The sequence below is a fragment of the Hydrosulfovibrio ferrireducens genome, assembly GCF_046883345.1.
GTDB lineage: Bacteria > Desulfobacterota > Desulfobulbia > Desulfobulbales > Desulfurivibrionaceae > Thiovibrio > Thiovibrio ferrireducens.
The window spans coordinates 43,649-56,991 of the sequence record NZ_JALKCW010000005.1 but is presented as its reverse complement, the minus strand read 5'-3'; the positions used below and the strand labels follow the sequence as shown (position 1 = coordinate 56,991).

Sequence of the window (13,343 nt, the reverse complement as noted above, 5' to 3'; positions counted from 1 at the left end):
CCGGCGGTAATGGTGTCGGTTGATCCCTGGTCATTGTGGCGGAGTCAGCGCGCCACGAACCAGGTCGATGATTTTTGCCTCGGCCTCGGCCAGGGGCAGGCTCAGGGTGTTGCCGGTGGCCCGGTCTCGGATCTCCACCTCCCCCTTTTCGCTGAAGCCCTTGCCCACCATGATCCGGTAGGGGATGCCGAGCAGGTCCGCGTCCTTGAATTTGCTGCCCGGCCGCTCGTCGCGGTCGTCCAAGAGTACCTCGATCCCGGCCTTGCCCAGTTGGCCGTACAGTTCGTTGGTTGCACCGGTGATCGCCTCGTCCTTGGGGGAGAGGTTCAAGAGGATGACCTGGAAAGGCGCGATGGGCAGCGGGAAGATGATGCCGTCCTTGTCGTGGTTCTGCTCGATGGATGCGGCCACGGTGCGGCTGACCCCGATGCCGTAGCAGCCCATGATGAAGGGCTGTTCCGTACCCTGGTTGTCCAAAAATGTTGCCTTGAGCGCCTCGCTGTAGTTGGTGCCCAGTTTGAAAATATGCCCCACCTCGATGCCGCGGGTCAGCTCAAGGCTGCCGCCGCAAAGCGGGCAGCGGTCTTCGCCGGTGACCTGGCGCAGGTCGGTGATGGTCTGCGGGGTAAAGTCGCGGCCCAGATTGGCATTGAGCAGATGGAAGTTCTTTTCGTTGCCACCGATGGCGAAGTTGTGCATCCGGGAGAGCTCTTCGTCCGCCAGCACCGGGATTTTCAGGCCGATGGGCCCGAGATAGCCGCTGGGCACGCCGGTGGCGTCGAAGATCTCCTTGTCGTCGGCCAGGCGCAGGTTGTCGGTGTTCACCCCCAAGGCATTGGCCAGCTTGACCGTCTGCACCTCGTGGTCGCCGCGGAGCAGGACCGCCACCGGCTTGTCCTCGGCCATGTAGACCAGGGTCTTGACCAGCTCCTTGGCTGAAATCTTCAAAAATTCCGTGACCGCGGCCACCTTTTTCTTGCCCGGGGTTTCGACCTTGGTAAGGGCGAGCAGGGGCGGCGCGGCCGGCGCGGCCGGGGTCTGGCAGCGGGCCTTTTCCATGTTGGCCGCGTATTCGCACCCCTTGCAGATCACGATGGTGTCTTCGCCCGTATCGGCCAGGACCATGAACTCGTGGGAGAAACTGCCGCCGATGGTGCCGGTATCGGCTTCCACGGCCCGGAAGGCCAGGCCGCAGCGGCTGAAGATCCGGTGGTAGGCCTCGTGCATCTTTTTGTAGGTCGCGTCGGCCCCTTCCTCGGTGGCGTCGAAGCTGTAGCCGTCCTTCATGATGAATTCCCTGCCGCGCATCAGGCCGAAGCGGGGCCGGATCTCATCCCTAAACTTGGTCTGGATCTGGTAGAGGTTCAGGGGCAGTTCCTTGTAGGAATGGACATTGAACCGGATCAGGTCGGTGATCACCTCTTCGTGCGTGGGTCCGAGGCAACTTTCGCGCCCATGCCGGTCGGTGAAGCGCAGTAACTCGGGGCCATACTTTTCCCAGCGCCCCGACTCCTGCCAAAGATCCCCCGGCTGGACCATGGGTAGGAGCAGCTCCTGGGCCCCGGCCCGGTTCATCTCCTCGCGAACGATGCGCTCGACCTTGCGGATGGCGGCAAGGCCCAGGGGCAGGTAGGAGTAAATGCCGGAAGAGAGTTTTCTGATATATCCGGCCCGGAGCAGGAGCTGGTGGCTGACCACTTCGGCCTCGGAGGGGGTTTCTTTCAGGGTGGGGATGAGCAGTTGGGAAAAACGCATGGGGCACCTGGTAAGCAGTTATGGATTATGGTGATTCGTTCATTGGGAACGAAAAAATATGACTCAATTTTTGAGATGTAAATGTTCAGCAGCACCGCAGATGCGCGAAAGAGGCCTGCGAAGTGTGCTGTTGCACATGAGCAGGCCGATGACAAAGCAGATGCGGTGCTGCTGAACATTTACAAATTATGCGCCGTCCTGGCGCGCCTCTTCGATCATTGCGTCGATCTCGGCCAGGAAAACAGCCAGGAGTTTGTCCTCTGCCACCTTCTTATACAGTTGGCCTTTCTTGAAAATAATGCCGACCCCGTGACCGCCTGCCACCCCGATATCGGCCTCTTTCGCCTCGCCCGGGCCGTTGACCACGCAGCCCATGACCGCGATTTTTAGAGGCGTTTCGATGTTCTGGATATGGCGCTCCACCTGCTCGGCCAGGGAGAAAAGGTTCACCTGGCAGCGGCCGCAGGTGGGGCAGGAGATCAGCTCCGGCCCCCGTTCGCGGATGTGCAGGCTGCGGAGCAGTTCAAAGCCGACCCGGATCTCCTCCACCGGATCGCGGGTGAGCGAGATGCGGAAGGTGTCGCCGATGCCTTCGTAGAGCAGGATGCCCAGGGCCACGCTGGATTTGACCGTGCCGGCAATGAGGCCGCCCGCCTCGGTGACCCCGAGATGCAGAGGGTAGTCGCATTGGGAGGACAACAGCCGGTATGCCTCCAGGGTGGTGAGGGCGTCCGAGGACTTGAGGGAGATCTTGATCTGGTCAAAATCCAGCTCCTCCAGCAGGCGCACATTACGCAGGGCGCTTTCCGCCAATGCTGCCGGCGTCGGATGGCCGTGTTTCGCCAGGATATCTTTTTCCACCGAGCCGGAGTTGACCCCCACTCGGATGGGCACAAGGTGCTGTTTGGCAGCGGCCACTACCCTGGCCAGCTTGTCCGGGCCGCCGAGGTTGCCGGGATTGATCCGGATGCCCTGGGCGCCGTGCTCCATGCTGGCGATGGCCAGCCGGGCATCGAAATGGATGTCGGCGATGAGCGGGATGGTGATCTGTTCGCGAATCCGGGTGATGGCCGCGGCCGCCTCCAGGTCCAGAACCGCCACCCGGATGATCTCGCAACCCGCCTCGGTGAGACGCCCGATCTGGGCCACGGTGGCAGCCACATCCCGGGTGTCGGTATTGGTCATGGACTGCACGGCGATGGGGGCGTCTCCGCCCACCGCTACGTTGCCCACCTTGATTTGGCGTGTTTTTTTACGGGTTATCATGGTGCGGGATTATACACGGTTGCTTTTCTTCCTGCATCCATCTTTTGCCGGGGAGGTAACACGACCAGATACATTCTTCAGCACGCACAGCATGTCAGCGCATGAAACTCGGTTTGCTGGAATTTACTTCGACGTGGGAAGGGAGCACCCCTGTTTTCTTTGCCTAACAAAAAGCCGTTGACAACCAAAACAAACCGCTACTAGGATAGGCAACAACATATATGTCTATGTTTGGGGAGAAAACACGGATTACCCTGATGTTATTAGGTAGTTTCATGTGCTGTCCCCGGAACTCCCATATGGAGCCCAAGTGCGGTAACTTAAAAAAATCTGATTACCATCGAACTTCAGCCAACATTCAAGCCTGGTAGGGCAACGTGTTGATAAGTAACGTTTTTTGTATTGTTCGTCTGGCGCAACCATGTCATTCCCGCGCAGGCGGGAATCCAGGCCATCTGGCTAACTCCTCTGGATTCCCGCCTGCGCGGGAATGACGTTAAAGAACTGGCTGAAGATTAGTGGTAATCAGATAAAAAAAAGACCTTGCCACATAGGCAACCGAGTGAAACAAAGGAGGAACACATGAAGAATCTTACAGCACTTGTCGCCCTCACCGTCGGCCTTTTGTTCACGACCTATGCCGATTGCGAGGCGCGAGGGATTCAGAAAATGAGTTGCGACGCCATCACCGACGATCTTCGCATCTATACCCCTGACAGATTTGTGCACAACTATTGTCGCTCCAGTATGGGCGGCAATTACGATGTCGGCAAATTCTTCCCCGAGAGGGGCGATTGGTTTTGCTACCGGAACAGCAACCCGAACCAGCCCTTATCGCATCCGGACCTGATGAACGCTTGCCGCTACACGCTGCTCAACGACAAGAGCGTGCGAGTGAAAGGCGTCTGCTTCATGTACAACAACCAGACCCCTCCCCAAGACCGCTATCGCTATCCGAAATGCCTCGTACAAGGCCAACAAATGAGGTGACCGAACAAGAACAACCAACAAAAAGGGAGCCCGTCGCGCCCCGGTCGGTTTCCTTTTGTGGATGCGGGGGAGGGTGACTGGTTTTTTTTGATGCAATTCGTTGGTCATCCTGGCCTTGAAAAAAAGCTGGGCGGCTGGTAGGGTGCGGCCATGAAACTTCTTGTCACCGTGCTTGGGTTGGTCTTTATTCTGGAAGCGATTCCCTATGTCCTTTTTCCCGAGGCCATGCAGCGGTGGCTGGCGCGAATCGGCCAGATGGAGGCCGGGGCCTTGCGGGCCACGGGACTCTTTGCCCTTGGGCTTGGCCTGCTACTCTGCTATCTCACCCAGCGAACCGGGCTGTTTCCCTGACCCAGAGTTCGGCTCCTCCGATTTTTCGCTCCTTCCCCGTACCAGTAAACGCAAATGGAATCCATGACCAGCAACGCTGATTTTTTTCTTGCCTCCTACCACTTCGTCCTGCCCGAGGAGAATATCGCCCAGCATCCCCTTGGGTGCCGCGATTCCTCGCGGTTGCTGGTGGTGGATTGCCTGACCTCAGAGACCAGGGACCGCCAATTTGCCGACCTCTGTGACTATTTTGCGCCAGGGGATCTTCTGGTGGTCAACAACACCCGGGTTTTTCCGGCCCGGTTGCTGGGCAGGAAGGAGACCGGCGGCAAGGCGGAGCTGTTGATCCTGGAATATCCGGTGCCGGAACCACAGGGGGCAGAAGGAGAGAGCGATGGCTGGCAACAGGCCGAGGTGGTGGGGCTGGTGAAAAGCGCCAAGCGGCCGCAGCCGGGAGGAAAGCTGCTTTTTTCCGAGGATCTGGTCGGCACGGTGCGGGAGCTGCTCCCCGACGGCAAGGTGCGGGTTGCCTTGCATTTTCGCGGAGATCTGGCCGGGCTTCTCGACGCGCATGGGCAGATGCCCCTGCCTCCTTATATCCGAAGGGAGGAAGGGCAGAGCGAAGAAGACCGGCAGCGCTATCAGACGGTGTATGCCGAAAGTCCCGGCGCCGTGGCTGCACCCACCGCGGGGCTCCATTTTACCCCTGAGCTTTTGGCAAGGATTCAGGCGCAAGGGGTTCGCGTGGCCCAGGTCACCCTGCATGTCGGCTACGGCACCTTTGCCCCGGTGCGGGTCGAGGATATCCGGGAGCATGCGATCCATGCCGAATATCTCATGGTTTCCGAGGAGACCGCCGCGCTGGTCAACGAAACAAAGGCTTCAGGGGGTAGGATCTGGGCGGTGGGCACTACTTCGGTGCGGGCCCTGGAGTTTGCCGCCCGGGATACCGGGCGGGTTGCAGCCCGCAGCGGCTTCTGCGACCTCTATATCTATCCGGGCTTTCAGTTCAGGGTGGTGGACAACCTGATCACCAACTTCCATCTGCCGCAGTCATCCCTGTTATTTCTGGTCAGCGCCTTGGCGGGCAGGGAGAAGATTCTGGCGGCGTACGGAGAGGCGGTGGAAAAAGGCTATAGATTTTACAGCTACGGGGACGCCATGGTCTTGATTACCAGGCATCCCCCGCTCAGGTGATTTTCCTCAGTCGCACTTGCAGGCGCAGCCTTCCTTGGCCGCACAGGACGGGGCTGCGTCGGAGCTTGCCGCCGGGCAGGATGAGGCGGCTTTTCCGGTGCTGCTGTAGCCATCGGAGTACCATCCCCCGCCTTTGAGTTGGAAGGAGCTCCGGGAGATAAGCTTTTTAAGGGTGCCCGTGCAGGCGGGGCAGGTGGTCAGCGGTTTTTCGGACAGGCTCTGCTGCGCCTCGATTATATCCTGGCAGGCCTCACACTGGTATTCATAGATAGGCATTTCTGGTCCCTCCGTTTTCAGTCCGGTCCGGTGAAACATTAAAAAAAGAGCTGGAAACAATTTTTTTTGTTGTTTCCAGCGAAACATCTGTAAACTTGCTATACTTTCCGATATGGGCATTCCCCGAAATGCGGTATAATTTAATGCCGCTTGATGGATCTGTCAATGTCTAGCGTCGGATTCCCCGGCGGGATTGAGGGAAGGGGTTGTCCCGGAAATACATAAAGAGGAACAGGCGTGCAGAGAATATTGATAGCCCAGGCTGGTCCGGGAATGGTTCTGGCCAAGGAAATCCTTAACCCCGAGGGGATGGTGCTCTGCGGGGCGGGAACGGCTTTGACCCCGGCCCTGATCGAGCGTTTGATCGGCATGGACATCGTTGACGTGACCGTGGAAGGGCATCCCGTGATCCTGGAGGGAGAAAAAACCCTGCAGGAGGAATTGCACGAAATCGATGTGCGTTTTCAGCGGGTTGAAGACATCGCCCCGCTCATGTATCTCAAGAAGAGGATTCAGGCAAAGCTGGCAGCCGCTCGGAATACTGAGGCGGCCGCGAAATAACCGGCATATTCTTTCCCCTGTCGTTACGGCCCCTCATGCCGTGTGCGAGGGGGCAATGGTACACATTCTGAATGGCGGCTTATGATGGATGAGCAAAAACGTGCCCAGTTCAAAAAGGTGCTGCGGGAGATAAAAAATCTGCCGACCCTGCCCGGTATTGTTGCCAAGCTGGGCAAGATGGCGGAGGATCCGGATACGACCACGGAGCAGATGGGCAGGGTGATCAGTAAGGATCACATCCTGGCCAGCAAGCTGCTCAAGCTGGTGAACTCGGCGTTTTACGGCTTTCCGCAGCGGATCAGTTCCCTGAACAGCGCCATCATCCTGCTGGGGTTCAATGTTATCAAGAGCTTGATCATCAGCGCCTCCATCTTTGAGGTCATGGAGGCGCAGGATGTTGAGTTGTGGGAGCATTCCCTGGGCTGCGCCGTGGTCTGCAACGTCTTGGCCCGGCATTTGGGGGTGAAAGATCCGGAAGAGATCAGCACCGCCGGGCTTATCCATGACATAGGCAAGGTTGCCATCAAGATGGAGTTGCCCAGGGAATACGAAAAAATTACGGAATTGTCCCAGGAAAAAAAGATTTCGAGACTTGAGGCGGAAAGGGAGATCCTGGGCCTTGATCATTCCGAGGTGGGAAGTTGGCTTGCCAAGAGCTGGAATCTGCCCAACAAACTGGTCGAGCCCATCGCCTGCCACCACGATCCTCATCTTGCCAAGGAGGAACAGCAGGCCAGCGCCATTGTCCATTTCGCCAATATCATGATCCGGGGGCTTGGCTACGGCCATGCCGGGGATATCTGGGTGCCGCCGCTGAACAACAAGGCCTGGAAACTGCTCGCTCTTGCCCCGGCGGATATTGATCCGCTGCTGCGGGAGGTGGAGGAAAAGCTCTGGGACGTCAAGGGCTTCAGCCTCGATATCCAGACCGGCCAGGAAGGAGCGGCATGAGGATTTTCTCTTTTCTGCGATTCCAGCCCAAGGCGCGGCGAAAATGTCCCGTATCCTGATTGCCGGCAGCGAATCGCTGATCATGCCGGAATGCCGGCTGCTCCTTGACGCCAAGGGCTACACCATGAAGCATTGCGCCAATCTCCATGATGCCCTGGCGCAGGTTCTGGAAGATCCGCCGGATCTGCTGGTGACGGAAAAAGGGTTTTCCGGCAAAAACGGTGATGTCGAATTGATCCGGGCCGTGAAGGCTTGTCTGCAAAAGGCCAACATCCCCATCTTTCTGGTTGTCGACGAGAGCCAGCTTCAGGTGGAATTGGACTGGGACAACTATCCGGTGGATGATATCATCACCAGGCCTTTTACCCCCGAAGTCCTGCTCACCCGGATCCGCCTTGCCGAATCCCGCATGATCCGGGCTTTTGATAATAATCCCCTCAGCCGGCTTCCCGGCAACACCTCGATTATTCGCGCCATTCAGCGGGTGCTCGGGGAATCGGACGGTTACGCGGTCTGCTATGTGGATATCGACAACTTCAAGCCCTATAACGACCGGTATGGCTTTTCCCGGGGGGATGAGGTGATCCTCATGGTGGCTCGGGTCATGGTCAACGTTGTGGATGAGCTGGCCAGGAAAGGCAGTTTTGTCGGGCATATCGGCGGGGATGATTTTGTGTTCATCGTCCGGGAAGAGATGGTGGAAGCGGTCTGCAAGAAGATTCTGCTCAATTTCGATCTGGTGCGGAACATGTTCTTGAGCGCGGAAGACATTGCCGTCGGCGAGTTTGTCGGCCGCGACCGCCAGGACCGCGAGACCCGTTTCGGGCTTTTGAGCCTTTCCATTGCCGCGGTGACCACCGGCGACGGCAGATACACCCATTACGGCGAGGTTTCTTCTGTTGCTTCGCAGCTCAAGCATTGCGTGAAAAAAATGGATGGCAGCAACTATCTGATTGACCGGCGGGAGACATAACACCCGGTTTGCTCTATCCGGAAACATGGGGACGGACCGTGGCTTGGAACAGATGAGAGATGCAGCACCTGCGCCGAATGTGGATGCAGGTGCTTTTTTTTGTCTTGCTTCTTTCCGGATGATGAGGCAAGCGTTCAGGGCAGAAAACTGTTCTGCAATGGTGGACAAATTGACGGGGTTGTAATTGTGGAGCTTGAGTGTTGGCTTAAAAAAACTTGCTTTGATATTTGTTTTGCGATACGTATTACTCTGTATGAAATTTACTCGTAATGATTAATTGTGGAGGATATGAAGATGGGGAAATCACTTGTGGAAATGGCGGCGGATCTGGTTCAGTCGCAATGTGCTTCAAAGGCTATGAATACAGAGGAAATAACCCTGGCCTTGCAATCTACGTTTAATGCGTTGCAGGTGTTGCAGGCAGGTGAAGCAAAACTGCAGGCTGGTATTCCAGATGGATCTGCCGTGGCGCTGAGTGCTCCAAGCATGGCCCCTGAAAAATCCATTCAGAAAAATAAAATAGTCTGCCTGGAATGCGGGCAGGAATTCAAGATGCTGTCGCCAAAACATCTGCGCTCCCATGGCTTGACCGGCAGGGAGTACCGTGAAAAGTGGGGTTTTCCTCTGCGGCAGCCGCTCTGCGCAAAGGCCCTTTCCGAACGGCGCAAGAAAGCCGGTAAGGACCGGGGGCTGCCGGAGAATTTGCGTAAGGCCATTGCCAAGCGCAAGAAAAACGGCCAGGCCAAGAAGGCGGCCGAGAAAAAATAGCCCAACCAGGGGTGTCCCATCTGGTCCTTTCAGGAGGGCCTCTGACCTGCGGGTCGGAGGCCCTCCTTTTTTGTCATGGCAATCATTTCTCCCTTTGGCCCAGGGGGTTGCCCCATGGCTGGGATGGCTGTTGACTTTTTCCCGAATACGCAGCATAGTCCCGGTATTTTGTACATCGGGTCATGGGTGGTGTATAATCCACCTATTCCTTTTTTTGTGTGAGACGAGCATGATCGGTATTTTTGATTCGGGCGTGGGCGGGATGACGGTGGCCAAGGCTGTGGAGCAGCTTTTGCCGCAATACCGCATTGCCTATTTCGGCGACCTGGCCCGAACCCCCTATGGTTCCAAGAGCCCGGAAACCATTATCGCCTATGCCCGGCAGAATACGGAGTTTCTCCTCGGCCAGGGGGCGAAGATCATCATTGTCGCCTGCAATACCGCGGCCAGTGTGGCCTCCGAGATTCTCCAGCAGGAGTTTCCCGTGCCCATCTTCGAGGTCATCACCCCGGCGGTGAGCAAGGCCGCAGCCACGAGCCGTTCCGGCCGCATCGGGGTGATCGGCACCCGGGCCACCATCAAGAGCGGGGTGTATGAAAAAAAGATCCTGGCCGAACAGCCGGGATACACCGTCTATTCCCAAGCCTGCCCCCTCCTGGTTCCCCTGGTTGAGGAAGGCTGGCTGAACAAAAAGGAAACAAAGATGATCCTCCGCCGTTATCTCCAGCCGTTGCGACTGAGGCAGGTGGACACCTTTGTTCTGGGCTGCACCCATTATCCGCTGCTGAAGGATCTGATCCAGCCGCGCATCGGTAAGCGGGTGGCGATCATCGATTCCTCGGAGGTGGTGGCGGAAAGCGTGGCCCTTTTTCTCAAAAACAATCCGGCCATCGAGCAGCAGATCGACCGCAACGGGGAAAGCCATTATTATGTTTCCGACGTAACCGACGCGGCCGTCGATATTGCCCGCAAGGTCTTTGGCCGCCCCATTCACTTGGAAAAAGTTGCCTCTGATATCTTTAACAGGAGTCATTTGTCATGAACCGCATTGCTTTTTGTCTGAAACCCTTGCTCTCCCTGGTGGTTGGCGGTATGTTCCTGGCGTTTTTTCCAGGGGCCGGACAGTGCGCTGCCCCGACACCCCTTGAGCTGGCGCAAAAGCTCCAGGCCCGCTATGAAGAGACCAAAACCATGACCGCCGATTTCAAACAGTCCACCTCGGTGCCCATGAGCACCCGTAAGCGGCTGGGCGCGGGCAAGGTGGTGATTTTTAAGCCAGGCCGCATCCGCTGGGATTACCAGACGCCGGACAAGCAGGTGTTGATCAGCGACGGCAAGAAGGTCTTCATGTATCTTGCCGATTCCGCCCAGATGATCGTGCAGCCGGTTTCGCAGTATATCAACTCCGATGTCACCTATGCTTTTTTTGTCGGCACCGGCAATATTGTCCGCGATTTCAAGGTGCTGCCGCCGGAAAGGCAGGGGGATGCAAGCCTGAAGGCGATCAAGCTCGTGCCCAAGACCGCGCATCCGCAAGTGGATTACCTCCATGTCTGGATCGACGACAATTTTATGGTGCGCCGGCTTGAGATTGTCGATCATTTCGGCAGCATAACCGATCTGGCTTTTTCCAATATCAGACGGAACGAACCGGTGCCGCCGGAGACTTTTGTTTTCACCCCGCCGCTGGGCACGGAAATCATCGAGCAGTAAAAAAACGTTCAGCAGCACCGCATCTGCTTTGTCATCGGCCTGCTTGTGTGCACCAGCACACTTCGTAGGCCTCTTCCGCGCATCTGCACCACTGCTGAACGTTTTTTGATCCGGTGGCGCCGAAACTTTTAATGCTTCTAGCGATTATGAGCAGCAAGGATGGCTGAAAACGCAAACCAGCCGAGCCCCGCGTTTCGTCTGGGGCTGATCGCCATGCCCTGGGCGTTGTTCAACCGGCCCTCCGTGCAATTGGGCGCGCTCAAGGGCTATCTGGCCCAGGCCGAGCCGGATGTGCAGGTGAGTTGTTTCCATCCCTATCTGGGGTTGGCCAAGTCCCTTGGCCTTGACCTCTATCGGGAAATCTCCCAGGATGTCTGGCTCTGCGAGGGGTTGTACGCCGGCCTGCTCTTTCCGGAGCAGCGCGGGGCGCTGCGTGGGTTTCTTGCTAAAAGGCTCAGGCGCTGCAAGGCGGCGGGAGACCATGATATAGAGAGCCTCTGGCACAAGGTGGAGGCGCATCTCCAGCACTGGCTTGCCCGGCAAGAATGGGAGCGGTTCGATCTCGTAGGGTTTTCCGTCTGCTTCAACCAATTGCTGGCCTCGCTTCTGGCGGCTAGATCGCTCAAGGCACTGCAGCCGCAACTGCCCATCGTCTTTGGCGGCTCTTCCTGTGTGGCGGAAATGGGCAGTTCCCTGCTGGCAACGTTTCCCTGGCTCGATTACGTGGTGCACGGCGAGGGGGAGCTGGTGCTTGCCAACCTCTGCCAAGTGCTGGCCGGGCGCCAGGCCAGTCTGGCGCCCCAGGTCTTGGCTCGAAACCAGCAGGCACACAAAGAGGCATTCTCCGGCCACCAGTTCAAGTCCCTTGCCGAGCTGCCGCCCCCTGACTACGCTGATTATTTTCTCGACCTGCGCCAAGAGTTTTCCGGGGAGCCCTTCGTGCCGGAGTTGCCGGTGGAATTTTCCCGGGGCTGCTGGTGGGGGAAATGCACCTTCTGCAATCTCAACCTCCAATGGCACGGCTATCGGGGCAAGAGTGCGGAACAGATGGAGCGAGAGGTGCTGACCCTTTCCCAGCGGCATGGCTGCCTTGATTTCAGCTTTACGGATAATGTGTTGCCCGGACGGGAAGCCGCGCCTTTTTTTGCCAAGATGGCCTCCGGCACACGGGATTTCCGCTTTTTTGCCGAACTCCGGGTCAACCAGCGGGGGGAAACCCTCAAGGGGTACCGGCAGGGCGGGCTGATGGCGGTGCAGGCCGGGATCGAGGCGCTCAGCCAGGGGCTGCTTGAAAGGATGCGCAAGGGGGCCACGGTCATGGAGAACCTGGCCCTGATGAAGGAGAGTGTTGCCCTGGGCATCCGGCTGGACGGGAATCTGATCACCGGCTTTCCCGGGTCCACCGAGGCGGAGGTGGCGGAAACCCTGGCCAATCTTGAGTTTGTCCTGCCCTTTACTCCTCTGACCGGTGCGGCTTTTTTCCTCGGCCATGGCTCTGGGGTGGCTGAAAATCCCCAAGATTACGGCATCCGCGCCATTGTTCAGCACCCGCACAATCGCAAGCTCTTCCCGCCGCACGTCTTGCCGGGCTTGACCCTGCTGCTCAACGACTATCGCGGGGACAGGGCGCACCAGTGCAGGCTCTGGCAGCCGGTGGTCAAAAAAATCCGGGACTGGCAACGGTTTCATGCGGCGCGGCGCAGCCCGGCTCATCTGGTTCCGCCGCTTTCCTACCGGGATGCGGGCAATCTGCTCATTATCCGCCAGGAGCTGCCCGGGCAGGCGACCCTGCATCACCGGTTGCGCGGTACTTCCCGGGCCATCTATCTTGCCTGCGACACAGTGGTCGAGTTCGCTGCGCTTGCCCGTCTGTTTCCCCAGCTCAACACGGCGCAGTTGGCAACTTTTCTTGAGGAACTCACGGCAAAACGGTTGCTCTTTGTCCAGGGAACAAGGTACCTTGCCCTGGCGGTGCATACCACTGCCGCAGGAAACGGTGTATGATGAACACACACAGGATCGCCCAGCTCCCCGTGAAAAAACTGGTGATCGGCGGGTGCCGCAGCGGCAAGAGCCGCTACGCCGAGCAATGGGTTGCCCAAAATTTTTCAGACAAGGTCTTTGTCGCCACCCTGGAAGCCCGCAACGACGCGGAGATGGACCAGCGCATCGCCCTGCACCGGCAGAGCCGGGGCATCGGCTGGCTGACCGTGGAAGAGCCGCTGGATCTGGCTGGGGTGCTGGACAAAAACCAGACCGGCTCCGAGGTGTTTTTGGTGGATTGTCTGACCATGTGGCTTACCAACATGATGATGCAGGATTTCAGCGACGAAAAGATTCAGGGGGAGGTCGCCCGGTTGTGCAAAACCGTGGCCACTCTCGACACCTCGGTGGTCCTGGTTGCCAACGAGGTCGGCTTAGGCATCGTGCCGGAATCGCCTCTGGGCCGGCGTTTCCGCGATCTGGCCGGCTGGACCAATCAGCAGATGGCCCTGGTCTGCGAGCAGGTGGTTTTCGTCGCAGCCGGCCTGCCCCTGCGGCTCAAGGGTTGAAAATGGAGACG

14 protein-coding genes are annotated in these 13,343 nt (G+C 58.0%); 11 read left to right on the top strand and 3 right to left on the bottom strand.

Annotation, left to right across the window (positions count from 1 at the left end):
- Positions 1–30: 30 nt before the first annotated feature.
- A complete protein-coding gene (locus tag MWR57_RS01240) occupies positions 31–1,755 on the bottom strand; it encodes a proline--tRNA ligase (protein WP_479723928.1) in 1,725 nt (574 codons plus the stop codon).
- 186 nt (positions 1,756–1,941) lie between these two features.
- Positions 1,942–3,021, bottom strand: coding sequence for a flavodoxin-dependent (E)-4-hydroxy-3-methylbut-2-enyl-diphosphate synthase (gene ispG / locus MWR57_RS01235; protein ID WP_423122965.1), 1,080 nt, complete (start codon positions 3,019–3,021; stop codon positions 1,942–1,944).
- 582 nt (positions 3,022–3,603) lie between these two features.
- Between ispG and MWR57_RS01230 the strand changes: the two genes are divergently transcribed.
- The 3 genes from MWR57_RS01230 to queA all read left to right on the top strand — a co-directional run bounded on the left by MWR57_RS01230 (position 3,604) and on the right by queA (position 5,538).
- Positions 3,604–4,011, top strand: a complete 408-nt coding sequence (locus tag MWR57_RS01230) for a hypothetical protein (RefSeq protein WP_423122964.1) — start codon at positions 3,604–3,606, stop codon at positions 4,009–4,011.
- 150 nt (positions 4,012–4,161) lie between these two features.
- Entirely contained in the window at positions 4,162–4,362 is a 201-nt protein-coding gene (locus MWR57_RS01225; RefSeq protein WP_423122963.1) for a DUF2065 family protein, read from the top strand.
- 54 nt (positions 4,363–4,416) lie between these two features.
- Complete coding sequence (queA, locus tag MWR57_RS01220; RefSeq protein ID WP_423122962.1) at positions 4,417–5,538, top strand: tRNA preQ1(34) S-adenosylmethionine ribosyltransferase-isomerase QueA; 1,122 nt, start codon at positions 4,417–4,419, stop codon at positions 5,536–5,538.
- 6 nt (positions 5,539–5,544) lie between these two features.
- Here queA and MWR57_RS01215 read toward each other — a convergent pair whose 3' ends face one another.
- On the bottom strand, positions 5,545–5,814 hold the full coding sequence (locus MWR57_RS01215) for an FmdB family zinc ribbon protein (RefSeq protein ID WP_423122961.1): 270 nt from the start codon (positions 5,812–5,814) through the stop codon (positions 5,545–5,547).
- 237 nt (positions 5,815–6,051) lie between these two features.
- On the opposite strand from MWR57_RS01215, the gene MWR57_RS01210 reads away from it, so the two are divergent.
- The 8 genes from MWR57_RS01210 to cobU all read left to right on the top strand — a co-directional run bounded on the left by MWR57_RS01210 (position 6,052) and on the right by cobU (position 13,332).
- Positions 6,052–6,375 (top strand): hypothetical protein, encoded by a 324-nt coding sequence (locus MWR57_RS01210; protein WP_423122960.1) that lies wholly within the window; start codon positions 6,052–6,054, stop codon positions 6,373–6,375.
- Positions 6,376–6,456: 81 nt separating this feature from the next.
- Positions 6,457–7,326 (top strand): HDOD domain-containing protein, encoded by an 870-nt coding sequence (locus tag MWR57_RS01205; RefSeq protein ID WP_423122959.1) that lies wholly within the window; start codon positions 6,457–6,459, stop codon positions 7,324–7,326.
- Between the two features lie 43 nt (positions 7,327–7,369).
- Positions 7,370–8,299: a diguanylate cyclase gene (locus tag MWR57_RS01200; protein ID WP_423122958.1), complete on the top strand. Its 930-nt coding sequence runs from the start codon at positions 7,370–7,372 to the stop codon at positions 8,297–8,299.
- A gap of 294 nt (positions 8,300–8,593) precedes the next feature.
- Complete coding sequence (locus tag MWR57_RS01195; RefSeq protein WP_423122957.1) at positions 8,594–9,067, top strand: Ros/MucR family transcriptional regulator; 474 nt, start codon at positions 8,594–8,596, stop codon at positions 9,065–9,067.
- Between the two features lie 229 nt (positions 9,068–9,296).
- Positions 9,297–10,109 (top strand): glutamate racemase, encoded by an 813-nt coding sequence (murI, locus tag MWR57_RS01190; protein ID WP_423122956.1) that lies wholly within the window; start codon positions 9,297–9,299, stop codon positions 10,107–10,109.
- On the top strand, positions 10,106–10,780 hold the full coding sequence (gene lolA / locus MWR57_RS01185) for an outer membrane lipoprotein periplasmic chaperone LolA (protein WP_423122955.1): 675 nt from the start codon (positions 10,106–10,108) through the stop codon (positions 10,778–10,780). Before murI ends, lolA begins: the two co-directional genes overlap by 4 nt.
- Before the next feature lie 159 nt (positions 10,781–10,939).
- On the top strand, positions 10,940–12,784 hold the full coding sequence (locus tag MWR57_RS01180) for a RiPP maturation radical SAM C-methyltransferase (RefSeq protein ID WP_423122954.1): 1,845 nt from the start codon (positions 10,940–10,942) through the stop codon (positions 12,782–12,784).
- Positions 12,781–13,332, top strand: coding sequence for a bifunctional adenosylcobinamide kinase/adenosylcobinamide-phosphate guanylyltransferase (cobU, locus tag MWR57_RS01175; RefSeq protein WP_423122953.1), 552 nt, complete (start codon positions 12,781–12,783; stop codon positions 13,330–13,332). The genes MWR57_RS01180 and cobU overlap by 4 nt, the downstream gene beginning before the upstream one ends.
- Positions 13,333–13,343: the final 11 nt, after the last annotated feature.